We start from the raw sequence: 25,448 nt of genomic DNA on the forward strand, positions 1-25,448 counted from the left end.
AAAGCGAGGTGAGAAGGATGATACCGCTTTCCAGACCAGATATAACAGAAGAGGACATAGAAAAAGTTGTGAAAGTTCTGAAAAGTGGCAGACTGAGTCTGGGAGATCACACCAGAAAGTTCGGCGAAGTCGTGGCTCAGTACGTGGGAGCAAGGTACGGCTGGCCCGTCAGCAGCGGAACCGCAGCCCTCCATCTCATACTGGAGAGCTTGGACGTCAAAGAAGGAGCTCTTGTTCTTGTTCCCTCCTTCACCTTCATCGCTTCTGTGAACGTCATCCTCATGAAAAGAGCAGTTCCTGTCTTTGTAGATGTGGATAGGAGAACTTTGAACGTCTCTTCTGAGACGCTCGAGCACGCCATCGAAAGGTGTCTGAAAGGATTCAAACAGGGAGATGTTCACATAAAAGGTGTTCCCAGGTTCTTCATGGCGGTGGATGTGTTCGGACATCCCCTCGACTGGGACGGTGTTCTGGAAGTTTGCAGCAGGTACGGGATCACCGTGATAGAGGATTCATGCGAGGCGCTCGGTTCAGAATACAAAGGAAAGAAGACAGGAACCTTCGGTGTAGCGGGTGCCTTTGCTTTCTACCCGAACAAACAGATCACCACCGGAGAAGGTGGTGTTGTTGTGACAGACAGTGAGCAGATCTTTAAACTCGTAAAGAGCATGAGCAACCAGGGAAGGGGAGAAGACGAGAAGTGGCTTTATCATGTGAGGTTTGGTTACAACTACAGAATCGATGAGATGTCCGCCGCACTCGGTTTGTCGCAGATGAGAAGGATCGACAGGATACTAGAGAAGCGTTCAGAGGCGGCAGACAGATACTCGAAGATGCTGAAGGACCTTCCATGGGTTCAAGTTCCCGTTGTCGAAGAATACGTGACCAGAATGAGCTGGTTCGTTTACGTGATAAGACTGAACGGACCGGACAGAGATCGTGTCATGAAATACATGGAAGAAAAAGGCGCTCAGGTGAGAAATTACTTCCATCCCGTTCATCTTCAGCCCTTTTATGAGAAGACGTTTGGAAATATGAAAGGGCTTCTGCCCGTAACGGAGGAAGAATCTGAAAGGACGCTCGCTCTTCCCTTCTTCACGAACATATCCCCGAAGGAACAGGAACGCGTGGTGGAAGTTCTCAAGGAGGCGGTGGAGAGGGTTGGCTAGTTTTTTGTTCAGTGTTTTATCTGGTGTTCTCACGGCCTTTTCGATGCCCGGCTTTTTATCCGGGGCTTTGATCTGGTTTTCCCTGATACCTCTTTTTTTCGCCATGGAGCGGACTGGAATCTGGAAGAAGGCGCTCTTTTCGTTTTTTTACTTCTTCACGCACATTATGATCACCTTCTTCTGGGTTCTTCCAACACTGACGGAGAATCTCCCTTTTGTTTTTGGAAGGTATCCATCGTGGCTCGGTGTTGTGGTGTATCTTTTGATGGGGGTCATAGAGGCTGCTCCGTTCTTTGGTTTTGGGTTCTTTTCTCACTTTGCGCCGCGTAGGACTTTCCTGAGGCCACTTTATCTTGCTTCTACCTACACGATATTTGAGTATATCCGCGGAATTGGGGAACTGGGGTTCACGGGAGGAAGGATCTCTGAAGCTCTGTTCAGGCACACTGGTCTTTTGCAACTTGTCTCTGTCACAGGAACACTGGGTCTTGTGTTTCTGATAGTCTTTCTGAACGCCTTCTTCTACGAACTTCTGAAGAAAAGAAAGGCTGTTTTCATCTTCGTGCTGATCGCTCTTGTGTATCTCCTAAACACGACAGTGGAGCATCTTCTTCCACTGCCGGAGAGTGGAACGTTCGAAGTGATGGCTCTTCAGCCCAACGTTTCCACCTCTTTGAAGTACTTCGCATCGAGCGAGGATATGCTCAACATCCTTGAAGGGATGCTGAAGGGAAAGGGAGGCCACGTTGTGATGACACCCGAGGCGTTTTTCCTGGAAGATGTCAGGCATTCATCTGTTTCGAACAGTCTGAAGGAACTCTCAAGAAAAAACTCGATCATTCTCGGCTTTCCGGCCAGTGGAAGAAACAGTGTTTTTCTGCTGGAAAACGGTGAGTTCAAAAGGGTCTACTCAAAGGTGAAACTCTTTCCCTTCGTCGAAACGCTCCCGTACCCTAAAATCTTTGGTGTCTTCGGTTTTTTGAAAGGACTTTCCTACTATGAACCGGGTGAAGAGTTTTCTGTTTTCAACGTGAGGGAAAGTCCTCCATTTTCCGTTCAGATATGCTTTGAGAGTTACTTTCCGGAGGTGTCCCGAAACTTCGTGAAAAACGGAAGTGAATTCCTCGTGACCGTGACGAACGACGGATGGTTTCACTACAAAGTGGCACTGATCAACCACTTCGTTCAGGGAGTCTTCAGGGCCGCTGAAACAAGGAGACAGTTTCTTCAGGTTGCAAACACGGGCATCACCGGGCTGATAGACGAGTACGGTAGAATTCTCAGGGTGCTTCCACCGGAAGAAAGACTTCTGGGACTGTTTCGTGTGAAACCGAAGAAGGAAGAGACCATTTACGTGAAGTTAGGAGACTGGTTCTTCTACCTTTCGATCCTTCTAGGAGGACTTACATGGACACTGTCGAAGTTGTGAGGTGATGATGATGATGATGAAGGTTTCAGAGTTTGACTATGAACTTCCACCAGAACTCATTGCACAGGAACCGGCAGAACCGCGTGACTCTTCGCGGCTTATGGTTCTTCACAGAAAGATGAAAAAAATAGAGCATCGCATCTTTCGCGAAATAGTGGAATATCTGGAACCTGGAGATCTTCTTGTTCTGAACGTTTCAAGGGTGATACCCGCTCGTCTTTACGCAAAAAAGAAAACGGGTGCACACATAGAGATACTTCTCCTTGAGCGTCTGGAGGAAGGCATCTGGTGCTGTCTTGTAAAGCCTGGCCAGAAGGTGAAGAAGGGAACCGAACTGTTGATCGATGACGACCTTTCGGCCGTCTGCCTCGACAGAAGCGAGGATGGAACAAGGATACTGGAGTTTCAACCGAAAAACGACGACCTCATCCTCAAAAAAGGAAAAGCCCCGCTTCCTCCTTACATAAAGAAGGAAGTTCCGCTGGATAGGTACCAGACTGTCTATGCAAAAGAAAACGGGTCTGTTGCAGCACCGACTGCCGGACTTCATTTTACACCTGAGTTGATAGAGAAGTTGAAAGAAAAGGGAGTAGAATTCGCTGAGATCGTTCTTCATGTTGGAATAGGAACCTTCAGACCGGTGAAGGTGGAAGAGGTGGAAAAACACAAAATGCACGAGGAATACTACCGGGTACCCAGAGAAACTGTCAGAAAGATCAGAGAAACGAAAGAGAAGGGAAAGAAAGTTGTGGCGGTTGGGACCACAACTGTGAGAACTCTGGAGACGATAGCCCGGCTTCCCGAGCGGGAAGAGTACGCGGGAAAGACGGATCTTTTCATATACCCTCCTTTCGAGTTCAAGATGGTCGATGCACTGGTCACAAACTTTCATCTTCCCAGATCAACCCTTCTCATGCTGGTTGCGGCATTCGCCGGGAAGGACTTCATCATGGAAGCCTACAGGGAGGCTGTGAAGAGAAGGTACAGGTTCTTCTCTTTCGGTGATGCGATGCTGATTCTGTAGCGGTTTGGAAAACACGACTTTCTCTTAAACAGATGGTATAAAAACCGAAAATATGTGAACAGTATAATGGAGGTCGGACGGTTGAGAGTCCTCGGTGTTGATCCCGGGTATGGAATAGTAGGAATAGGCATCATTGAGATCTCTGGAAACAGGATATCCCATGTCTTCCATGGGGCGATAGAAACCTCCAAAGATCTTCCCAAGGGGAAAAGATTGAAGCAGATATACGAAGAATTTTTGAAGATCCTGGAGAAATTCTCTCCTGATGAGTGTGCCATGGAGACGCTGTTTTTCGTCAAGAACGTTACCACCGCCATAGGTGTTGGAGAGGCACGCGGCGTGATCCTTCTTGCCCTAGAGGAAAAGGGCGTTCCTGTTTTCGAATACGCTCCAAACGAAGTGAAGATTTCTCTTACGGGGTACGGAAGAGCGAGCAAAAGACAGGTTCAGGAGAACGTGAAGCGTTTTCTTGGTCTTTCCGAGATTCCCAGGCCCGATGATGCTGCGGATGCCCTTGCTATAGCGTGGTGTCACGCCCTTCAGAGCAGAATGAGGAGGGTAACACATGGAAAAGATTGAAAACTTGAGATGGAAAAACATCACCCTGAAGAGTCTGGTAATCGATCCTGGTACCGGTGTCGTGACCATATCCGTTGAAAACTACTCCGAGGAAATTGAAGATCTCGTTCGGTCTCTGGAGAAGGAGACGAGGTTTCGTGTTGTGGTGAACGGCCACCGAAACGGTAGTAGTGATCTGAAGGGGAAAATATTTTCCATTCTGAACGGAAACGTTCCCTACATAAAGGATGTTGTGCTTGAGGGGAACAGGCTCGTACTGAAAGTTCTGGGAGATTTTGCCCGAGAAAGGATCGCATCAAAACTCAGAAACATGAAAAGGGAATTGGATAGCATTCTACCCCCCGGTGTGGAGATCATGTTGGAAGTTATAGAACCTTCCGATGATCTTCTGAAGAAAATCATCCCACAGGCAGAGCCAGAAGATGAGAAAAAGTCTGAAGGTGAAGAAGTGAAGGTCGAAGACAGCAACCACGTGTTCGGCCAGAAACCAAGAAAGATTGTCTTTACCCCCTCGAAGGTGTTCGAATACAACAAAAAGACCTCTGTAAAGGGAAAGGTCTTCAAGATCGAGAAAGTAGAAGGAAAAAAGACGCTTCTTCTACTCTATCTCACAGACGGTGAAGACTCTCTCATCTGCAAGGCCTTCAACGGCATAGAAGAGATAGAAAAGGGAGTATCGGTAGGTGACATCGTTGTTGTGACAGGGGATCTGGCTCAGGAAAATGGAGAGCCGGTTCTTTACGTGAAGGGTGTGACCAAACTTCCCGAAGAGAAAAGAGTGGACAACTCTCCCGTTAAAAGGGTGGAACTTCATGCCCATACCAAGTTCAGTGATCTCGATGCAATAATGGACATTGAAACGTACGTCAATCGTGCAAAAGAGTGGGGATTTCCGGCTGTGGCAATCACAGACCACGGAAACGTTCAGGCGATCCCTTACTTCTACGACGCGGCGAAGAGTGCTGGTATAAAGCCCATATTCGGGATAGAAGCTTACCTTGTGAGCGATGTAGAACCTATTCTGAAGAATTTCTCAGGTAATGCAACTTTCGAAGATGTTACCTTCGTTGTTTTCGATTTTGAGACGACAGGCCTCGATCCTCAGGTGGATGAAATCATCGAGATAGGAGCGGTGAAGATAAAAGAAGGGCGCATCATCGATGAATACCACACACTCATAAAACCTTCCGGAGTCATTTCCAGGAAGAGTGTTGAGATCACAGGTATCACCCAGGAGATGCTCGAAAGGGAGAGAGCCATCGAAGAAGTTCTGCCGGAGTTTCTCGCGTTTCTTGAAGATTCCATCCTGGTAGCACACAACGCAAACTTCGACTACAGGTTCTTGAGACTTTGGATCAAAAAGGTACTCGGAAAAGACTGGGAAAAACCTTACGTTGACACCCTCGCACTTGCCAAATCCCTTCTGAGACTGAAGAGTTATTCACTTGATTCCGTTGTGAAAAAACTGGGTCTTGGTTCTTTCCGACATCACCGGGCACTGGACGATGCAAGGGTCACCGCACAGGTCTTTCTCAGATTCATCGAAATGCTGAAAAAGATCGGGATCACGAAACTTTCAGAGATGGAAAAACTGAAGGACTCCGTGGATTTCACCGCGCAGAAACCCTATCACTGTACGATACTCGTTCAGAACAAAGCGGGGTTGAAAAACCTCTACAGGCTGGTATCCGACTCCTACACGAAGTACTTCCACAGTGTACCAAGGATTTTGAAGAGCGAACTGATAGAAAAACGAGAGGGTTTGATTGTAGGAAGTGCTTGCATCTCAGGTGAACTTGCGCGTGCAGCGCTTGAGGGAGCCAGTGACTCTGAACTCGAAGAGATAGCAAAATTCTACGATTACATAGAGATCATGCCCCTGGATGTAATAGAAGAGGGCGAAGAGATCGACAGGGAAAGGCTCAAAGAGGTCTACAGAAAACTCTACAGAATCGCAAAGAAATTGAACAAACCGGTTGTCATGACAGGGGACGTTCATTTCCTGGATCCAGAGGACGCAAAGGGGCGCTCCGCACTCCTTGCTCCTCAAAGCAGGAACTTTGAAAGGCAGCCCTCCCTCTACCTCAGAACAACGGAAGAAATGCTGGAAAAGGCGATGGAGATATTCGAAGACGAAGAAATAGCAAGGGAAGTGGTTGTAGAAAATCCAAACAGAATAGCCGAAATGATAGAGGAAGTTCAGCCCCTTGAGAAAAAACTCCATCCGCCAGTCATAGAGAACGCAGACGAGATCGTGAGAAATCTCACCATGGAAAGGGCACACGAACTCTACGGTGACCCACTTCCCGAGATTGTTGAAAAGAGAATAAAAAAGGAGCTCGATGCGATAATAAACCACGGTTACGCCGTTTTGTATCTCATAGCGAAGGAACTCGTTCAGAAATCCATGAGCGATGGTTACGTTGTTGGTTCAAGGGGTTCTGTTGGATCTTCGCTGGTTGCCCACCTTCTTGGAATCACCGAGGTGAACCCACTTCCTCCCCATTATCGCTGCCCCAGGTGCAAGTACTTCGAAATAGTAGAAGACAACAGATACGGTGCGGGTTACGATCTTCCAAACAAGAACTGCCCAAAATGTGAAACTCCACTGAAAAAAGACGGGCACGATATACCCTTTGAAACGTTCATGGGATTCGAGGGGGACAAAGTACCCGATATAGACCTGAACTTCTCCGGAGAGTATCAGGAGCGGGCACATCGGTTCGTTGAAGAACTCTTCGGCAAGGACCATGTCTACAGGGCAGGAACGATAAACACCATAGCGGAAAAGAGCGCCGTTGGTTACGTGAAAAGTTACGAAGAAAAGACGGGCAAAAAACTGAGAAGGGCGGAGATGGAAAGACTCGTCTCCATGATCGCCGGCGTGAAAAGGACAACGGGACAGCACCCCGGCGGTCTCATGATCATACCGAAAGACAAAGAAGTCTACGATTTCACTCCGATACAGTATCCTGCAAACGACAGAGAGGCGGGAGTGTTCACCACACACTTTGCCTACGAAACGATACACGACGACCTTGTGAAAATAGATGCGCTTGGTCACGACGATCCTACCTTCATCAAGATGCTCAAAGATCTTACCGGGATCGATCCTATGACCGTTCCCATGGATGACCCCGATACCCTCGCCATATTCAGTTCGGTGAAGCCTCTTGGTGTGGATCCCGTGGAACTGGGAAGCGATGTGGGAACGTACGGCATCCCAGAGTTTGGAACAGAGTTTGTGAGAGGAATGCTCGTTGAAACGAGACCGAAGAGTTTTGCAGAACTCGTGAGGATCTCTGGACTTTCACACGGAACGGATGTGTGGTTGAACAACGCAAGAGACTGGATAAACCTGGGCTATGCCAAACTCTCCGAGGTGATATCCTGTAGGGACGACATCATGAACTTTCTCATCCATAAGGGAATGGAACCATCCCTTGCGTTCAAGATCATGGAGAGCGTGAGAAAGGGAAAGGGCATCACAGAAGAGATGGAAAAAGAGATGAGGAGACTGAAGGTTCCAGAGTGGTTCATAGAGTCGTGTAAAAGAATAAAGTACCTCTTCCCCAAAGCCCACGCTGTGGCGTATGTGAGCATGGCTTTCAGGATTGCCTATTTCAAGGTTCACTATCCGCTTCAGTTTTATGCAGCCTACTTTACGATAAAGGGTGATCAATTCGATCCCACTCTCGTTCTGAAGGGCAAAGAGGCCATCAAAGCTCGTCTCAGGGAACTGAAGATGATGACAGGAAAGGACGCTCAGAAGAAAAACGAAGAGAGTGTCCTGGAAGTTGCCCTGGAAATGATACTGAGGGGATTTTCGTTCCTTCCACCGGATATATTCAAGTCGGATGCGAAAAGGTTTCTGATAGAAGGAAACGCTCTCAGAATCCCCTTCAACAAACTTCCAGGCCTCGGTGACAGCGTTGCGGAATCGATCGTTCGAGCACGTGAGGAAAAACCGTTCACCTCGATAGAGGATCTTGTTCGAAGAACGAAGGTGAACAAGAACCACGTCGAACTGATGAAGAGTCTGGGTGTTCTGAGAGACCTTCCAGAGACGGAGCAGTTCACGCTCTTTTAATCGAAAAAAAGTGCCATGATGAGTACGTCTTCATAGGAGCCGTCGTCTTTTCTGACGGCTCTTTTCTTCACACCTTCCACCTCGAAACCGAGTTTTCTGTAGAGGCCTATCGCTCTTTCGTTTGATTTCAAAACCTCCAGTTGAATCCTTTTAAAGCCATTCTCTCTTGCCCATTCGATAGCGCATGTCATCATCGCCGTTCCTATACCAAGGCCCCAGTACCTTCTTTTAACACTTATTCCAAGTTCACCAACGTGCCTTGTTCTTTTTCTTCCAAATCCCGTGAAGGTCAGCATGGAAACGATCTCTTTGTTGATCTCTCCTAAGAGCATGAGTTTCCTGGGATCGTTCCGGTACATTTTTATGTAACTCCTCTCGGTGGAAACATCGTACACCTCATCGGGACGCGTTATGAGAAAGTCCGTCTCAGAAGTGACTTCTTTCATGTACTCAACGATCTTTTTTGCGTCCCAGATGTTTGCTTCACGTATCATGAGAACAGAACTGTCTTTGAGCAGAACTCTTTTTGGAAACACTCATTTTCCCTCCAGTTCCAGGGCCCTTCTGTACGATGAAAAGAGAGATTCTATGATTCCACCTCTCACAGCGGATTTTTCCATTGTAACTATCCCTTCGATGGTTGTACCCGCTGGTGAAGTGACCCTGTGTTTCCATACGGCAGGGTGTTCTTTCGTCTCAAGAAGAAGCCTTGCAGAACCTTCAAAGAGTTTGTAAACAAGATCCCTGGCCACTTCAAAGGAAAGTCCCATCTTCAGTGCGGCATCGAGGAAAGCCTCTGTCATCACAAAGATGAAAGCCGGTCCGCTTCCTGTGAGGGCAGTTATCGCGGGAAAGTGTTTTTCCTCTATTTCAACAACAAGACCAAGGCTTTCAAGGAGTGATTTTACTCTTTCCTTCTCTTCAGAGCTAACCTTTTCGCTGTAACTTACAGCAAGAACACCTTCTTCGACCCTCACACCGACATTTGGCATGACACGTGCCACCTTTGGAATGTTGTATTCTTCGATCTTTGATATCTTCAACCCAGCGACTATGGATATGAGAACACCACTGTATCCTTTCAGCTTTTCCAAAACGCTGAAAGCGTCCTGAGGTTTCACAGCAAGAACGATGTAGTCGGAAAATTTGGCCGCTTCAACATCGACTATCTCGAATGGTTCTCTTTTGAAACGAGCAAGTTTTTCCGGCACCTTTTCAACAAGAATCACCTTTTCTGCCTTCTCAGACAGTTTCTCAGCAAAGATAGAGCCCATATTCCCAACACCGATGATGGATATCTTCATATTCTTCCCCCCAGCTGTGTGTTTGTGAATATTATACAATTCATTCACAAAGTGGGCGTGAAAGGTTGTTTTTTTCCAAAGAGTACCTGACTGGTTTGGGTGTCAGAATCACTTATGATGAAGAAGTTTGGTGAGAAATTCTTCAACTAACCGATCTTGAAATTCTTCCATCTACTGGTAAAATAGAACCTGGAGGGAGGCCAGCGTAGCTCAACCGGCAGAGCGGCGCATTCGTAATGCGCAGGTTGTGGGTTCGAGTCCCACCGCTGGCTCCATTTCTTTTCATAGAGGGGTGTGAAACATTACCGAAGAATTCGAGGAAAGGTTCCTGGAATTCGTGAAGGAAAACCGCTTGATCAATGAAGGTGACCGTGTTCTCGTTGCCGTCTCCGGTGGAATAGATTCAATGACCCTCCTGTACATCCTGAAGAAACTCTCCCCCCTTTTGAAGATCGAAGTTCTAGGTGCTCATCTTGATCACAGGATAAGAGAAAGTTCAGAAAAGGACAGAAGATTCGTGGAAAACATTTGCCGTCAGTGGGATGTTCCTGTGGAAACTGCCGTTGTAGATGTTCCTGCCCTGTGGAAGAACTCTGGAAAGACCCTGGAAGAAGTGGCTAGAGAGGTGAGATACAGTTTTCTTGAGAAGACGGCAGAAAAGTTCAAAGCAACAAAGATCGCTCTTGCTCATCACAAGAACGATCTTTTGGAGACAGTCCTTCACAGACTGGTTAGAGGTACCGGCCCTCTGGGAATTGCCTGTATCCCGGTGAAAAGGGGAAAATACATAAGGCCCTTTCTTGTGTTCAAAAGATCCGAGATAGAAGATTACGCTCAAAAGCAGAAGATCCCGTTTGTTGTGGATGAAACAAACTACGACATCAAATACACCAGAAACTTCATAAGACACGAAGTTGTTCCCCTCCTCAAGAAACTGAACCCGAACGTAGAGGATGCTGTCTACAGACTGGTTTCGATCAGTTTCATGTTGAGAGAATTCGTTGAGGAGACTGTTCAGAACTTCGTGAAAGAAAAGGTTCATTTTTACAAAGATTTTGCCGTCTTCGAAGAGCCGAAGAACCAGTTTCTGTTTCTTGAAGTCACAAGATGGGTATTGAAAACCATCTACGGGAAAATCCCGGATTACGAAAAATTAATGGAATCGCTAAAATCAAAAAGGGTTGAACTCTGGAAAGATGTGTTCGTTGAAAGATCGTTTGGATACGGGGCGGTGGGGAAAACCCTGTTCAAAAAGAAGTACAAACTGGAGGTGAAAGATGGCATTTTCGACATCGAAGGGTTTAAAATAAAGGTGAACCTCCACGGAACTGAACGTGCGTTCTGGCTCAGAAATAGAAGAAAAGGTGATAGAATTATAATCAACGGCTCGGAAGAAAAACTGAAGGACATTCTCATTGAAAAGAAAGTGCCAGTGTTTTACCGGGACAGGGTGCCCCTGCTCGTTGACGAACATGACAGGGTTCTCTGGATACCCAAAATAGCAGTTTCGGATCTCTTTCCACCGGAAGTGAACGTGGAACTTTTGGAATTTCCGATCGGTTATGTGAAAGGAGGTACGAGTTTTGAACAGGTCTAGTATCTGGAATCTCCTGTTCACGATTCTCATAATAGTCTCTCTGTTCTGGCTTGCAAGGTTCTTCTACATCGAAAGTTCTCCCGTTTCCAAGTTGAGTTACACGAGTTTTGTTCAGATGGTGGAGGATGATAGAGGACTGGTATCCGAAGTGGTCATCAGGGACGATGGAGTGTTGAGGGTTTACACCAAAGACGGAAGGGTGTATGAAGTCGATGCTCCATGGGTGGTGAATGATTCACAGTTCATTGAAAGGCTCGTTTCGAAAGGAATAAAGGTTTCCGGTGAAAGAAGCGGAGGCAGTTCTTTCTGGATAAACGTTCTGGGAACTCTCATACCAACGATTCTCTTCATAGTCGTCTGGCTCTTCATAATGAGGAGCCTTTCAGGCAGGAACAGTCAGGCTTTCACCTTTACAAAGAGCAGAGCAACAATGTACAAACCTTCTGGAAGCAAGAGAATCACCTTCAAGGATGTAGGAGGAGCAGACGAGGCAATAGAAGAACTCAGAGAAGTGGTTGAATTTCTGAAGGATCCATCGAAGTTCAACAGGATCGGAGCTAGAATGCCAAAGGGTATCTTGCTTGTTGGGCCTCCGGGTACTGGAAAGACACTTCTTGCCAGGGCTGTTGCGGGTGAGGCGAACGTTCCATTTTTCCACATCAGTGGATCCGATTTTGTGGAGCTCTTCGTTGGAGTTGGAGCTGCGAGGGTAAGAGACCTTTTTGCACAGGCTAAGGCCCACGCTCCTTGTATCGTCTTCATCGACGAGATCGATGCGGTAGGAAGACACAGAGGCGCAGGGCTCGGTGGGGGGCACGATGAGAGAGAACAAACGCTGAACCAGTTGCTCGTGGAGATGGACGGATTTGACTCGAAAGAGGGAATCATAGTCATGGCCGCCACGAACAGACCGGACATTCTCGACCCGGCCCTTTTGAGACCCGGAAGGTTCGACAAAAAGATCGTGGTGGATCCACCCGACATGCTTGGAAGGAAAAAGATACTGGAGATACACACGAGGAACAAACCCCTCGCCGAGGATGTCGACCTGGAGATCCTTGCAAAGAGGACTCCTGGTTTTGTGGGAGCCGATTTGGAAAATCTTGTCAACGAAGCGGCGCTTCTTGCAGCAAGAGATGGAAGAGAAAAGATCACGATGAAAGATTTTGAAGAGGCGATAGACAGGGTGATAGCCGGTCCTGCAAGAAAATCCAGGCTCATCAGTCCAAAAGAAAAGCGCATCATCGCATACCACGAGGCAGGACATGCTATCGTTTCAACTGTTGTTCCCAACGGAGAACTCGTTCACAGAATTTCTATCATCCCAAGAGGGTACAAAGCACTCGGATACACCCTTCATCTCCCAGAGGAAGACAAGTATCTTGTCACGAAAAACGAGCTCCTCGACAAGCTCACCGCCTTGCTCGGAGGGAGAGCAGCAGAAGAGGTAGTTTTCGGAGACGTGACGAGCGGGGCAGCCAACGACATAGAGAGGGCAACCGAGATCGCCAGAAACATGGTGTGTCAGCTTGGAATGAGTGAGGAGCTCGGGCCTCTCGCCTGGGGCAAGGAAGAGCAGGAGGTCTTCCTCGGAAAAGAGATCACACGTCTGAGAAACTACAGTGAAGAGGTGGCAAGCAAAATCGATGAAGAAGTGAAAAAAATCGTGATGAACTGTTACGAACGTGCTAAAGAGATCATAAGAAAGTACAGAAAACAACTCGATAACATCGTAGAGATTCTTCTGGAAAAAGAAACCCTCGAGGGGGAAGAACTCAGAAAGATCCTTTCTGAGGAGTTCGAAAAGGTGGTGGAATGATGCAATTTGACTTTCTTGAAGGAAAGAGGCTTACAGAAGACGTGGCACTCGATGAAACAATGGCCTGGAACGAGGACGTGGCGATGCTTGATCTTCACCTCGTTTCCACCTCAGCACTCATGGGGGTAGTTCACAGAGTATCCTACGATCTTCTGAACAGATACCTTCCCGACGACTACACGGCCGTTGTGGTGGAAAGTTGTGTGAGGCACGTAAGGGCTGTTCCCACAGGAACAAGAGTGGCTGTTGGTGTGAGGGTGATCGGAGTTACAGGAAACCGGGTGAAGTTCAGGGGGATCGTGATGAGTGGTGATGAAAAGATTCTAGAGGCAGAATTTGTGAGGGTTATCGTTTCCAGGAATTACCTGCGGAGGGTAACGCTTGAGAAAACCGAGAAGACCTCAGGATTTTTTGGAATATGAGAAGGTCCTGGGTCTTAGAAACAAAGAAAGACAGGTTGAAAATCTGAAACTCGAGGGCGACGTTCGTGTCGCCCTCATTATTCCCAACGATTACACCGTTGCAAGTTCAGGACTTGCCTTCTATTACGTTCAAAAGCTTCTCAATCAACACCCCCGTATCAGATGTGAAAGGTTCTTCTACGACGAATCCTTTTCAAAATACTATTCTCTTGAGACCCAGACCCCTCTCGATGAATTCCCTATCTGGCTTTTCTCTGTGAGTTTTGAAAACGACTTTCTGAACCTGCTTGATCTTCTCAAAAAGAAGGGAATTCCCATTTTCTGGAAGGAAAGAAAAGAGCATCACCCGATCATTGTGGCAGGTGGTGCCGCGACCTATCTGAACACCGAGTTTCTCATCCCTGTTGCCGATGCGGTCTACTACGGTGAGCTGGAAAAGTACCTTGAGAAGTTTTCAGAAGCTCTTACAAAAGAGAAAAAGGAAGATATTCTGAAGATGCTTGCTGAAATACCTTCGGTGAACGTTCCTTCTCTGGGAAAGGAGCATTCGGAGATAGCAACCGGTGTTATCATAGACGAGTTTCTTCCACACGCGCACATCGTTTCGAATGTTGGTGTCTTTCCTGGAAAGCTCCTGGTAGAGCTTGGAAGAGGCTGTATAAGAAGGTGTTCTTTCTGTATATTTGGAAAGAACCTGAAGCCCGCTCGGTTTGTAAGGCCAGAGAAATTCGAAAGTCTTGTGGAGAAAATGCCCTGGAAGGAATACGGACTCGTAAGTGCCACCATAACCGATTATCCATGGCTCAACGAACTCCTCGGCGTTGTCGAAAGACATCAACTGAAGATCTCGGTCTCTTCCCTGAGGCTCGATCGTCTTTCTGAAAGGCTACTGAAGGTACTGAAGGAATCGGGACAGAGATCCTTCACAATAGCTCCAGAGGCAGGCTCTCAGAGGATCAGAGACATTTTGAAGAAGGACATAACGGATTATCAGATCGAAATTGCTCTGAAAATGGCAAGAAACGTCGGCTTTGATAGAATAAAGATGTACTTCATATACGGTCTTGAAGAGGAAACGGAAGGAGATCTCATGGCCTTCAGAAAGATAGGAGAGATCGCCCTAAAGATGGGCTACAGAGAGGTTCACATGAGCTTCAACCCTCTCATTCCAAAACCGGGAACGGATTTTGAAGAAAGAAAGATGGAGTCTGTAGATGTTCTGAGAGAAAAAGAAAAGTTTCTGAGGGAGTCTCTCAAAGGTTTCAGGGTTGATTTTGAGAGCATCAGAGAATCTGTGATACAGTACACGATAGCCCGTGCTTCCAGAGAAGAAATGGCGGAGTGGTTGAGATCTTTCGAAGATAAAAAGCGTTTCAGGAAGACGATCTTCAACGAGGGGAGGAAGAAACTGTGTTGAAGGAAAAACTTCTGAACAGGACGGCTGTGATAGGAGTTATCGGTCTTGGATACGTAGGCCTTCCCCTGGCGGTGGAGAAGGCAAAAGCGGGATACAGAGTGGTCGGTTTCGACATCCAGAAGAAGAGAGTCGACATGGTGAACGCGGGAATAAACTACATAGGAGACGTGGTAGATGAAGAGCTCAAAGATCTTGTTAAAAAGGGCATGATCAGAGCCACAATAGATTTTTCTGAGCTGAAAAACTGCGATGTTGCAACGATCTGCGTTCCAACTCCTCTTGGAAAGTACAAAGAACCAGATCTGACTTACGTGATAAACACAGCCAAAGAGATAGCAAAACATCTTCACAGGGAAATGCTCGTTGTCCTCGAAAGCACTACCTATCCCGGCACCACAGAAGAAGTCGTTCTTCCCATATTGGAATCCACCGGCCTGAAAGTTGGGGAAGACTTCTATCTTGCTTTCAGTCCGGAAAGGGTGGATCCCGGAAACAAGATCTACAAGACAAAAAACACGCCGAAGGTGGTTGGTGGAGTCACAGAAAAGTGCACTGAGCTTGCAAAAATTCTCTACGAGAACGTGCTCGAAGCACCGGTACACACTGTTTCTTCTCCAAGAGTGGCGGAGATGTCCAAGGTACTTGAAAACACCTTCAGACTCGTGAACATCTCCCTCATAAACGAGGTGGCCATTCTTGCAAGAAGAATGGGAATCAACATATGGGAAGTGATAGAAGCTGCCGCAACAAAGCCCTTTGGTTTCATGCCCTTCTATCCCGGGCCTGGAGCGGGGGGTCACTGTATACCGATAGATCCGTTCTACCTTGCCTACAAGGCAAAGGAGTACGACGTGAGGCTCGATCTTGTGGAGATAGCAGGAGAGATAAACGATTTCATGCCCGAGTACGTTGTGATGAGAGTCCAGGACATACTCAACGAGAGAAGCAAACCTTTGAATGGTTCGAAGGTTCTTCTCCTCGGTGTTGCTTACAAAGGTGATATAGACGACGTGAGGGAATCACCCGCTCTCAAGGTGTGGTATTATCTTGAAAAGAAAAAAGCGATTGTTGAATTCTTCGATCCTTACGTTCCTGAAGTGAAAAGAGGAGAGAAAATCCACAAAAGGGTTGAACTCACAGAGGAGTACCTGAAGAGTGTGGACATCGTTGTGATAACCACCGCTCACAAAAACGGAGTGGATTACAACTTCGTTGTAAGGCACGCACCCGTTGTCTTCGACACCAAAAACATCACAAAGGATGTGAAAGAAAACAGAGAAAAGATCATCTTGCTCTGAACCTTCTGATCGCCTCATCGATCTCCGGGATCTGTCTGATCAGGAACACATAAGAGAGAACCACAAGTGAGACGGTGAGAATGGCAATGGCTTTCCAGAGAGCCCTTCTCTTCCACGAGAAGGGCTTCATTGTGTATCCAAGGAGCATTCCAGACAGAAATCCTCCGAGGTGCGCTGCGTTGTTGATGTTCGTTCCAGGAAGAAAACCGTACACCACGTTTATCAGGATGATGGGAAGGAGTGAAACACCGGTTACCGGCTTCATGAAGAAGGGTGTGTCCTTTCTGAAGCCCGCCGCAAAGAGCATTCCTATGAGGCCAAAGATCGCACCACTTGCACCAACGGAGATCGTGTCGTGATAGAAAACGTGTGTTGCGATGTTTCCAACTACTCCCGTGAAAAAGTAACTGAACAGGAACTTCTCCGAACCGTATATGTCCTCCACGATCAGTCCGAAGTAGTAGAGGGCATAGGAGTTGAAGAGGATGTGAAGGATTCCTCCGTGGACAAAGAGGGCCGTGATCAACCTGAACCAGTCTCCTGCGTCGACTCTAGGACCGTACTGGGCACCGTATCTGAGAAGAAGAAGCATTTGAAGTATGGGTTCCCTTGTGGAGAAAACTCCAGAAAGACTCATCAACACGAATATGAACGCGTTGAACAGCAAAATGAAAAAAACGGTCCTCTTTCTCATCACAGTTTTACTCCTTTCATTTCCTCCGTGGAAAAATCGAACGGATACTTCACGGGTCTTCCCTCCAGGAAGGACTTGTATATCCCAAGGACTATCTCCACCGCCTTCTTTCCATCTTCTCCTGAGATGTAAGGTTTTCTGTCTTTGAGGACCGCTTCGTAGAAGTCTCTGTACACGTACTTGTGGCTGTCTCCATACACTGTGTCTGGATCTGGCAGGTTCATGAACGGATGGGACTCTTCTTTTTCAAACCTCCAGGTGAGGATCCTGTTGACCGCAAGACCTCCAACGACGACGGTTCCTTTTTCTCCAAAGATGGCGAGTGTCTCTTCGAGATTTCTTGGGAACACATTACTCGTTGCTTCTATCAGACCCGTTTTTCCTCCTTTGAACTTCACGATGGCAAAACCGGTGTCTTCCGCCTCTATGTAAGGATGGTTCGTGTTCGCTATGTAACCGTATATCTCCTCGATCTCTCCACCGAGAAACCACTGAAGAAGGTCTATGGCGTGGGTGGACTGGTTCATCAACACTCCTCCGTCCATCTCCCACGTTCCTCTCCATTTTGCCTGTTTGTAGTACGCTTCGTTTCTGTTCCACCTTACCGCCACGGACGCGTAGAACACCTTCCCGAAGGCTCCTGAATCCAGCTTCTTTCTCACTTCTTGAATAGGCGGGTTGAACCTGTTTTGAAAGAACACGGCGAGTTTCAGTTTCTTTCTCTCCGAAAGCTCCACCATCTCGTTCATATGCCGTGTTGAGAGTGCCATGGGTTTTTCCACAAGAACGTGCTTTCCACTCTCCAGTGCCTCCATCGTCATCTGGTAGTGTTTTCCGCTTTCTGTTGCGATGGATACCACGTCTATGTCGTCTCTTTTGAGAATTTCTCTGTAATCTTTCACCGTCTCAGGTCTTTTGAGACCTGCCTTTTCGAATTGATCGGCGGCCATATCCATCCTTTCCTCCACCAAATCACAAACGGCCACCGTGTCGAAAAGATCACCCGTTTCAATCAGAGCGGGAACGTGCTTTTTCTGACCGATCCTTCCACATCCTATCAGTGCCACTCTCAGTTTCATGTTCTACCTCCCTTTCGAAGATAGAAAGTCCCAGAACAACGAGCACAACCCCTCCAATCAAAAGAGCGGATGGTAGCTTCATCTTCACGGTGTGTTCAACCACGGCCGTCACAACTGGTATGTAGTATATCATGTTCGTTGTTCTCCTGCTTCCGAGCTTTTCGATTGCCTTATTCCAGAGAAAATATGCAAGACCAGAGCATAGGAGTCCAAGATAGAGCAAAGACACGATCACAGAAGCGTTCATGTTCAGAAGCTGATGAAACCTTCCAGCAGAGAAGGGAAGAAAAAGAACCATCCCCCAGAACATGATACCGGCGTTCTCTTTGAGGGTGAGACTTCCAAGCTTTTCCACGTGGTGTGTGTAAAAGACCCAGGACAGAGCGGCTCCGAATGCAAGAAGATCTCCAATCGGATTCAGTTTGAGAACGAATCGTCCGTTCAGTATGACGAGGGCAACTCCAAGAAATGAAAGCATCACACCGAGGTACATGCCCGCTGTTGTCCTCTTTTTCTGAACGATGTGTGAGAAGAGAAGAAAAAAGATGGGAGCGGACGAGACGATGATCGCAGCGTTGGTCGGCTCTGTGAACATGAGTGCAGAGTTCTCGAAAGCAAAATAACCAAAGACTCCCCAAAAGCCCGCCATGAAAATGTCTCTGTTGAACAGTTTCGGTCTTCCTGAAACCAGACTCAGAAAGAGGAAGGCGAGCAAAAACCTCAAAAAACCTGCAAGGAAAGGATTCAGAACCTGAACGACCACCTTTGTTGCGAGAAAAGAAACACCCCAGAGTACTATCACAAACCATGCGAAAAATCTTTCCAAGGGTTCATCTCTCCCTTCTCAGAACCTCTCCGATTCTTGGGACAAAATCCTTCTTTCTGGACATGACACCCTTCAATAGGAAAAGACCATCTTTCTTTTCCGCACCATCGAAAGCTTTCTCAAGTATCTTCTGGTCTCCTTCCACCATCACAAGGCTTGTCTCTTCTATCGGATTGGTGAATAGAACAAAGCAGTGTGTTACGCCAAGCTCTCCCCTGAGATTTTTCAGGGCACTGATGAATTTTTCTTTTTCCTTCAGCAAGACAGAAAAATCCGAAGTCATGATCTGAGAGACCGCAAAGGACTCTTCACCCATTTCGTACACCTTCACGTCTCTCTTCAGTAGCTCAAAGGGATCGACATTCTTCGGGATCTTCATTCCTTCCCTCAACAACCTTCTTGCGAAGTTTTCCAGATCGAGCTTTGTGATTTTGGCAAGGAAACTTGCCATCGCTCTGTCTTTCTCTGTCGTTGTGGAAAGCTTGAAGAAAAGAGTATCAGATATGATCCCTGCAAGAAGAACGCCGGCGATCTCTCTTTCTATCTTCACATCGTCCCTGAGGAAGAACTCTGTGACGATCGTTGAAGTACTACCCACGGGTTCGTTGTAAAAGAAGATCGGGTTCAAGGTGCTCAGACCACCGAGTCTGTGATGATCGATGATTTCAAGGATCTCTGCCTTTTCCACACCTTCCGGTGCCTGTGTGATCTCGTTGTGATCCACCAGGATGACTTTTTTTCTCACATCTTTCATCAAGTCTGTTCTCGTTATCACACCAAGAAGCTTTTCTTTCTCGTCTTCCACGAACGCTGCCCTCAGTTTGGATGTGAATACGATGTTCCTAACATCTTCGAGTGTGTCCTTCTTCGTAACCGTTGGAAACTTCTTACTCATCACCAGAGTCACGGGAAGAGCAAGGTTTATGAGCTTTGCCGCACCGAAGGCGTCGAACTTCACTCTCAGAACAGCTGCGTTTTTCTCCTTTGCGATCTCCAAAACCCTGCCGGAAACGGGTGCATTATTTACGACTATCATGAGTTTTGCTCCCTTTTCAAGAAGGGCAATCTGAGCGGGTTCGTTGTCACCAACTATGACCACGTCACCTATTTCGATTTTTCCAAGGAGCACGTGGAGTGCGTCAACGGCGATATGAACTTTTCCAGATATCGTTTTTTCTTTCAGGTGATCACACACAACTTCTGCCTTCAACACCCTGACAAGCTGTTCAAGAGGAACGGGATGTATGACGAGTGGCTCTATCTTCAGTCTTCTCACGTAAACCCGCGCAAGATTGCTTTCTGTGACCACTCCTATCATCTTCCCTTTGGACACCACAGGAACGTTCTTTATTCCTTTTCCTTCCATCAACATGGCGACATCGTAAACGGGTGTGTCCGGAGAGACGAAGATCGGATCTTTCAACTCGAGGTCTTCAACGATGGGTTCCAGTGTTTCAAGAAGAACTGGAGGCTTCACTTTGAAATAATCGAGAACAAAAAGGGCTTCACTCGTCAATTCCCCGCATCGTGCCGGGATGAATAGTTTTTTCTTCTCTACTACACCTTTGTAATGGGCGTACCCTATTGCAGAGCACACACTGTCCGTGTCTGGATTTCTGTGCCCCATCACGTACACTCTCTCCAAAGTTTTCACCTCCGTACTAGAAATTCTATCAGATGGTATAATCCTTAACAGCAAGAGATTGTTGAGAGGGGGAAGAAGGTGCTAAGAAAAGACATAGGAATCGACCTTGGAACGGCAAATACGCTCGTTTTCCTTAAGGGAAAGGGCATTGTTGTGAACGAGCCCTCCGTTATAGCGATAGATTCCAGCACAGGTGAAATACTGAAAGTTGGTCTTGAGGCGAAAAATATGCTGGGGAAAACTCCCGCAACCATAAAGGCTATAAGACCCATGAAGGATGGTGTCATAGCCGATTACACCGTAGCCCTTGTGATGTTGAGATACTTCATAAACAAAGCAAAGAACGGATTCAACCTTCTCAAACCACGCGTGGTGATAGGTGTTCCCATCGGCATCACCGATGTAGAAAGAAGGGCCATCCTGGATGCAGGACTCGAGGCCGGAGCGAGCAAGGTCTTTCTGATAGAAGAGCCCATGGCAGCAGCGATAGGTTCCAACCTCAACGTTGAAGAGCCTTCTGGAAACATGGTGGTGGACATCGGCGGTGGAACAACGGAGGTCGCGGTGATCTCTCTTGGCAGTATCGTTACATGGGAGTCGGTGCGCATAGCGGGAGACGAGATGGACGAAGCCATCATGCAGTACGTGAGGGAAACCTACCGCGTGGCGATCGGTGAAAGAACAGCAGAGAGAGTGAAGATAGAAATAGGGAACGTTTTCCCATCCAAGGAAAACGATGAACTCGAAACGACCGTTTCAGGGATAGATCTTTCCACAGGCCTTCCAAGAAAGCTCACGCTGAAAGGTGGAGAGGTGAGAGAAGCCCTCAAAAGTGTTGTGGTCACAATCGTGGAGAGCGTAAGGGCAACTCTGGAAAAGACTCCTCCTGAACTCGTCTCTGACATCATAGAGCGGGGGATCTTTCTCACCGGTGGAGGATCCCTTTTGAGAGGTCTGGACACGCTTCTTCAGAAAGAAACAGGCATCAACGTGATCAGAGCAGAAGAGCCCCTCACGGCCGTTGCGAAGGGAGCGGGGATGGTTCTTGAGAAGGTGAACATCCTGAAGAAACTTCAGGGTGCTGGATGATGAAAAGAGCGATCGTTTTTCTTTTGTTTTTAACCATCTTCTTTCTGAACGAAACGTTCGACGTCTCTGGCAAACTTCATCCTTTTTTCTACAGAGCATCGTTTCCCTTCCTGAAACTGAGGGCGTCAATCGAAGACGTCATCCTGAAACTGAAAAACAAAATCTATCCCGGAGACATCTACGTGGGTTCAAAAAGTGTTGGAAGTCTTTTTTTCGTTACGGGAAGGGGAAATGGGTACTTCTACATTCTCGGAGAGGTGAAAGAAGGGTCTCTTGTACTCGATCCCTTCAAAAGAAGGTTTCTTGGAATCGTTGTGGAAAAAGGTCCACTCTCGAAAGTGGAGACCGTATTTTCTGAGAATTTCGTTGATAGAGTACGAATAGAAAGCGTAAACAATTCAGTTGTGGGAGTGCTGAAGGGAGGAGACGTTCCGAAAGTTTCCATACTCGAGGATATGGATGTGACGGGATGGAAGGTGTTTCTGGAAGATGAAAAGTGGAACTTAGCTCTGAAAGACTTTCTTTTCGTTGGAACCGTGGCAGGGTACGATGGAGGGTACTTTCTTTTGAACGCAGAAAAGGACCTTCCCGACAGGGTGGCCGTGGTTGGGGTGGTAGAATGATTTACATTTTTGCCGTCCTGAGCGTTCTTTGGGATTTTGTCTTCAAAGACGTTCTGATGTTTTTCCCCGCCTTTCTTGGACTGGCTCTCTACAGGAGGAAAACCGTTCTTTTTTTTCTTGTTCTTCTGATCAGGTTTCTTGCCATGCCCAACTACTGGTACATAATCATCCTCTTTGCGTTTTTGATTCTTGACGTGCTGAGAAGTCACTTTTCCTCGATGATCCTGCCTGCTTCTGTTTTGATCGTTATAGGATGCGTTCCTTCTGGTTTTGTTTCTTTTGCTTTGTCTGCCCTTTTTGGGGTATTCCTACTTCTGTGGGTGAGGCGGCGGTGAAGAACAGATTGATTCTGCTTTTCATGGCGCTTTCGTTCGTTTTGATCATCATCAAGGCCTTTCAGATTCAGATCCTCGAACACGAGGAACACAAAAGGTACCTGGAACTTCTTCAAACAAGGATCGTGAAGTTGCTTGCTCCAAGAGGGAAGATTCTCACCAGTGATGGGAAGGTCCTTGCCAGAGATGAAGAGGTGTACATTCTCGATCCGTGGTTGAACAACATCGACGAACTGAAAAAAACTGGCCTTCTCACTTCAGAAGAGGTTCTTCGTCTTATCAGGGGTGAAAAGATCGTTCTCGACAAAGCCCGAGCGGACGTCCTCTCAAAAAAAGGAGCACGTATCAGTCTGGATTACAGGAGAAGATACGTTCCTATTGCTCCTCACGTTGTGGGGTACGTGAACGTGGATAGAGAAGGCATGTACGGTGTTGAACGTGTTTACGATGAGTTTCTGACGGGAGTCGAGGGAGTAAAGATGGTGTTCGTAGAGTCTTCCGGGAAAGTCACCTCGGAGGTTATGAAAAGCCCTCCAAAACCGGGAGAGGACATAACGCTCACCATCGACTCCAGAATACAGAAAGTTGCGGAAAAATCCATGGAAGAAGTTGGAAAGCCAGGCGCTGTGATTCTCTCCAGTGTGAAGACGGGAGAAATCCTTGCCCTGGCTTCTTTCCCCGAGTACAACCCCCAGGATTTCTATGAAGGGTTCACAAAAAGAGAGTGGGAAAGACTTCTGAGGGAATCACCTTCTCCTCTCATCAACAGGATGATCTCTTCCACTTACAACCCCGGCTCTGCCATCAAAATACTCTGGACTTTGGCTGCTCTTTTGAGCGGCATCGATCCAAATGAGAAGATCAACTGCCACGGTGTGTTCGAGTACAGAAACAGTAAAGGAGAAGTCGTTGCAAAATACAGAGACTGGAAAAAAGAAGGACACGGGCCAACGGATCTTGCAAAGGCGATCAGGGTTTCCTGTAACATCTACTTCTACCAGCTTGGATTGAAACTCGGTGTTGAAAAGATGACAGAAATTGCAAGAAAGTTTGGAATTTTCGAAAAGACAGGAATAGACCTTCCCGGAGAAAAAGAAGGCCTTCTTCCATCGCCCGAGTGGAAGATTACAAAGATCGGAGAGCCCTGGTATCCCGGTGATACCATCTTGATGTCCATCGGTCAGGGATACCTCGAAATTACTCCCATAGAGCTTTTGAGACTCGTCTCACTTGTGGCAAATAAAGGTGTGTTCTACAAGCCGCACGTGGTTAAAAAGATCGGATCAAAAGTGGTGAAACCGGAGATCGAAACACAGGTTCAGATCGACGAAAAAGTTTGGTCCTTCCTCAAAGATGCCATGGTCGATGTGACATCCTTTCGGGGAAATGAAAAAGAAGATCCCGGAACCGCGTACCACGTTTTCAGAGATTTTCCTTACAGAGTGGCTGGAAAAACGGGAACGGCAGAAACCTCAAACGGTGAACCACACTCGTGGTTTATAGGTTTTTCTCCTGCCGAGAATCCTGAAGTTGCGATCGTTGTGATGGTAGAACACGGAGGCTACGGTTCTGGTGCAGCTTCTCAGATTGCAAAAGAGGTCCTTTCTGAGTACTTCAAACTGAAAGAAAGTGCCCAAGAAACTCCCTCGTCCTCTCGTTCTCCGGATTAGAGAAGATCTTCTCGGGTGTACCGCTTTCAACGATCTTTCCTTCGTCCATGAATATCACTCTGTCGGAAACGTCCCGTGCGAACCTCATCTCGTGTGTTACGATCAGCATGGTTATGCCTGTTTGTGCAAGATCCTTTATGACGTCGAGAACTTCTTTAACGAGCTCTGGATCGAGGGCGGAGGTGGGCTCGTCGAAGAGCATGAGCTCGGGGTCCATCATGAGGGCCCTTGCTATCGCCACCCTCTGCTGCTGACCACCGGAGAGGTTCCCCGGCCTTTCGTTTATCTTGTCGATGAGGTCAACCCTCTCAAGCAGTTTTCTTGCTTTCTCAATGGCTTCTTCCTTCGACATGTTCTTCACTTTCACCGGTGCCAGTATGAGGTTGTCCAGAACGGAAAGGTGTGGAAAGAGGTTGAACTGTTGAAAGACCATTCCAATAGAACTTCTTATCCGGTTTATGTTTCTGTGGGTTATGAGTTCTCCTCTGAAATAGATCCTTCCCTCCTGGTACTCCTCAAGCAGGTTTATACAGCGAAGGAGGGTGCTCTTTCCACTTCCACTCGGACCTATTATCGATATCACTTCAGCCTTTTTCACTTCGAGGTCGATACCTTTGAGCACGTGAAGTTTTCCAAAGAACTTGTGGAGTCCCTCGATCTTCAATACGACGTCTCTCATATTTTCAACCTGCCTTCCACGAACTTCACCAGTCTGGAAACAGAAAAAGTAATGGCGAAATAAATCAGTGCCACCCCACCGTATATGGGAAAACTCATGAAGGTTCTGCTGACGATGTACTGGGCACTCCTCATGAGCTCGACTGTTCCTATCACCATCGCAAGGGAACTGTCCTTTGCGAGGGCGATGAACTCGTTTCCGAGTGCTGGAAGAATGTGCCTGAACGCCTGTGGAAGAATCACATGGACCATAGCCTGAAAGTGTGACATCCCAAGGGATCTTGCCGCCTCGTACTGTCCCTTTGGAACGGACTGTATCCCCGCTCTGACAATTTCTGCAACGTACGCTCCGCTGTTTATCCCGAGGGCAACGACAGCAGCCGTGAACCTGTCGAACTCAAGACCAAGTTCGGGAAGCCCGAAGTACACCAAAAAGAGCTGAACCATCAACGGAGTTCCTCTGATGAACTCCACGTAAACGGAGGATGGGTACCTTATGATCCGGTACTTCGAAAGCCTTCCCATACCGACGAAGATCCCTATGGCAAGTCCCATCGAAACCGAAAGAGAAGTAAGCTGAAGGGTGCGCAGGGCACCCTTCAGAAGAAGAGGCAGATTGTCTACGATCACTTTCAACCATTCTGGCATTCTTCATTCCTCC

General features: G+C 47.4%; 22 protein-coding genes and 1 tRNA gene. 15 read left to right on the plus strand and 8 right to left on the minus strand.

What is annotated here, in order from left to right; all coding sequences use genetic code 11:
• The first annotated feature begins 17 nt into the window (after positions 1-17).
• The 5 genes from AS006_RS03635 to AS006_RS03655 all read left to right on the plus strand — a co-directional run bounded on the left by AS006_RS03635 (position 18) and on the right by AS006_RS03655 (position 8,291).
• A complete protein-coding gene (locus AS006_RS03635; protein WP_101513324.1) occupies positions 18-1,169 on the plus strand; it encodes a DegT/DnrJ/EryC1/StrS aminotransferase family protein in 1,152 nt (383 codons plus the stop codon).
• Positions 1,162-2,598 (plus strand): apolipoprotein N-acyltransferase, encoded by a 1,437-nt coding sequence (gene lnt, locus AS006_RS03640; protein WP_233185621.1) that lies wholly within the window; start codon positions 1,162-1,164, stop codon positions 2,596-2,598. Before AS006_RS03635 ends, lnt begins: the two co-directional genes overlap by 8 nt.
• Positions 2,599-2,614: 16 nt before the next feature.
• Complete coding sequence (gene queA, locus AS006_RS03645; RefSeq protein WP_101513322.1) at positions 2,615-3,622, plus strand: tRNA preQ1(34) S-adenosylmethionine ribosyltransferase-isomerase QueA; 1,008 nt, start codon at positions 2,615-2,617, stop codon at positions 3,620-3,622.
• Positions 3,623-3,703: 81 nt separating this feature from the next.
• The gene (gene ruvC / locus AS006_RS03650) at positions 3,704-4,201 is read left to right on the plus strand and encodes a crossover junction endodeoxyribonuclease RuvC (RefSeq protein WP_199167347.1); all 498 of its coding nucleotides are present in this window, start codon (positions 3,704-3,706) and stop codon (positions 4,199-4,201) included.
• Positions 4,188-8,291, plus strand: coding sequence for a PolC-type DNA polymerase III (locus AS006_RS03655; protein ID WP_101513008.1), 4,104 nt, complete (start codon positions 4,188-4,190; stop codon positions 8,289-8,291). Before ruvC ends, AS006_RS03655 begins: the two co-directional genes overlap by 14 nt.
• On the opposite strand, the gene AS006_RS03660 is transcribed toward AS006_RS03655, so the two are convergent.
• Together AS006_RS03660 and proC are read right to left on the minus strand one after the other, a co-directional pair.
• On the minus strand, positions 8,288-8,827 hold the full coding sequence (locus tag AS006_RS03660) for a GNAT family N-acetyltransferase (RefSeq protein ID WP_101513009.1): 540 nt from the start codon (positions 8,825-8,827) through the stop codon (positions 8,288-8,290). The genes AS006_RS03655 and AS006_RS03660 overlap by 4 nt on opposite strands.
• Entirely contained in the window at positions 8,828-9,595 is a 768-nt protein-coding gene (proC, locus tag AS006_RS03665; protein WP_101513010.1) for a pyrroline-5-carboxylate reductase, read from the minus strand.
• A gap of 199 nt (positions 9,596-9,794) precedes the next feature.
• Between proC and AS006_RS03670 the strand changes: the two genes are divergently transcribed.
• From AS006_RS03670 to AS006_RS03695, 6 genes are all read left to right on the plus strand, one after another.
• Positions 9,795-9,870: transfer RNA gene (locus tag AS006_RS03670), tRNA-Thr, on the plus strand.
• Positions 9,871-9,947: 77 nt separating this feature from the next.
• On the plus strand, positions 9,948-11,192 hold the full coding sequence (gene tilS / locus AS006_RS03675; RefSeq protein WP_101513011.1) for a tRNA lysidine(34) synthetase TilS: 1,245 nt from the start codon (positions 9,948-9,950) through the stop codon (positions 11,190-11,192).
• A complete protein-coding gene (gene ftsH, locus AS006_RS03680) occupies positions 11,179-13,011 on the plus strand; it encodes an ATP-dependent zinc metalloprotease FtsH (protein ID WP_101513012.1) in 1,833 nt (610 codons plus the stop codon). Before tilS ends, ftsH begins: the two co-directional genes overlap by 14 nt.
• Positions 13,008-13,433 (plus strand): thioesterase family protein, encoded by a 426-nt coding sequence (locus tag AS006_RS03685; RefSeq protein ID WP_101513013.1) that lies wholly within the window; start codon positions 13,008-13,010, stop codon positions 13,431-13,433. Before ftsH ends, AS006_RS03685 begins: the two co-directional genes overlap by 4 nt.
• Positions 13,393-14,850 (plus strand): radical SAM protein, encoded by a 1,458-nt coding sequence (locus tag AS006_RS03690; protein ID WP_101513014.1) that lies wholly within the window; start codon positions 13,393-13,395, stop codon positions 14,848-14,850. The genes AS006_RS03685 and AS006_RS03690 overlap by 41 nt, the downstream gene beginning before the upstream one ends.
• Positions 14,844-16,148 (plus strand): nucleotide sugar dehydrogenase, encoded by a 1,305-nt coding sequence (locus AS006_RS03695; RefSeq protein WP_101513015.1) that lies wholly within the window; start codon positions 14,844-14,846, stop codon positions 16,146-16,148. Before AS006_RS03690 ends, AS006_RS03695 begins: the two co-directional genes overlap by 7 nt.
• Here AS006_RS03695 and AS006_RS03700 read toward each other — a convergent pair.
• Genes AS006_RS03700 through AS006_RS03715 form a run of 4 tightly spaced genes read right to left on the minus strand, consistent with a single transcriptional unit; the run spans position 16,135 to position 20,392 of the window.
• Entirely contained in the window at positions 16,135-16,842 is a 708-nt protein-coding gene (locus AS006_RS03700) for a rhomboid family intramembrane serine protease (protein ID WP_101513016.1), read from the minus strand. The genes AS006_RS03695 and AS006_RS03700 overlap by 14 nt on opposite strands.
• Entirely contained in the window at positions 16,842-17,921 is a 1,080-nt protein-coding gene (locus AS006_RS03705; protein WP_101513017.1) for a Gfo/Idh/MocA family protein, read from the minus strand. The genes AS006_RS03700 and AS006_RS03705 overlap by 1 nt, the downstream gene beginning before the upstream one ends.
• Positions 17,851-18,747, minus strand: coding sequence for a DMT family transporter (locus tag AS006_RS03710; protein ID WP_101513018.1), 897 nt, complete (start codon positions 18,745-18,747; stop codon positions 17,851-17,853). The genes AS006_RS03705 and AS006_RS03710 overlap by 71 nt, the downstream gene beginning before the upstream one ends.
• Positions 18,748-18,751: 4 nt before the next feature.
• On the minus strand, positions 18,752-20,392 hold the full coding sequence (locus AS006_RS03715; RefSeq protein ID WP_199167349.1) for a putative manganese-dependent inorganic diphosphatase: 1,641 nt from the start codon (positions 20,390-20,392) through the stop codon (positions 18,752-18,754).
• Positions 20,393-20,470: 78 nt separating this feature from the next.
• On the opposite strand from AS006_RS03715, the gene AS006_RS03720 reads away from it, so the two are divergent.
• Genes AS006_RS03720 through AS006_RS03735 form a run of 4 tightly spaced genes read left to right on the plus strand, consistent with a single transcriptional unit; the run spans position 20,471 to position 24,109 of the window.
• Complete coding sequence (locus AS006_RS03720; RefSeq protein WP_101513020.1) at positions 20,471-21,481, plus strand: rod shape-determining protein; 1,011 nt, start codon at positions 20,471-20,473, stop codon at positions 21,479-21,481.
• Entirely contained in the window at positions 21,481-22,104 is a 624-nt protein-coding gene (locus tag AS006_RS03725; RefSeq protein WP_101513325.1) for a hypothetical protein, read from the plus strand. The genes AS006_RS03720 and AS006_RS03725 overlap by 1 nt, the downstream gene beginning before the upstream one ends.
• A complete protein-coding gene (locus AS006_RS03730; protein WP_101513021.1) occupies positions 22,101-22,439 on the plus strand; it encodes a hypothetical protein in 339 nt (112 codons plus the stop codon). The genes AS006_RS03725 and AS006_RS03730 overlap by 4 nt, the downstream gene beginning before the upstream one ends.
• Positions 22,436-24,109, plus strand: coding sequence for a penicillin-binding transpeptidase domain-containing protein (locus AS006_RS03735; RefSeq protein WP_101513022.1), 1,674 nt, complete (start codon positions 22,436-22,438; stop codon positions 24,107-24,109). Before AS006_RS03730 ends, AS006_RS03735 begins: the two co-directional genes overlap by 4 nt.
• On the opposite strand, the gene AS006_RS03740 is transcribed toward AS006_RS03735, so the two are convergent.
• On the minus strand, positions 24,054-24,788 hold the full coding sequence (locus AS006_RS03740) for an amino acid ABC transporter ATP-binding protein (protein ID WP_101513023.1): 735 nt from the start codon (positions 24,786-24,788) through the stop codon (positions 24,054-24,056). The two genes, AS006_RS03735 and AS006_RS03740, sit on opposite strands and share 56 nt — an antisense overlap.
• On the minus strand, positions 24,785-25,435 hold the full coding sequence (locus AS006_RS03745) for an amino acid ABC transporter permease (RefSeq protein WP_101513024.1): 651 nt from the start codon (positions 25,433-25,435) through the stop codon (positions 24,785-24,787). Before AS006_RS03745 ends, AS006_RS03740 begins: the two co-directional genes overlap by 4 nt.
• Positions 25,436-25,448 lie beyond the last annotated feature (13 nt).

Origin of the sequence: Thermotoga sp. SG1, from assembly GCF_002865985.1 — a bacterium.
In the GTDB taxonomy this organism is placed as follows: Bacteria; Thermotogota; Thermotogae; order Thermotogales; family Thermotogaceae; genus Thermotoga.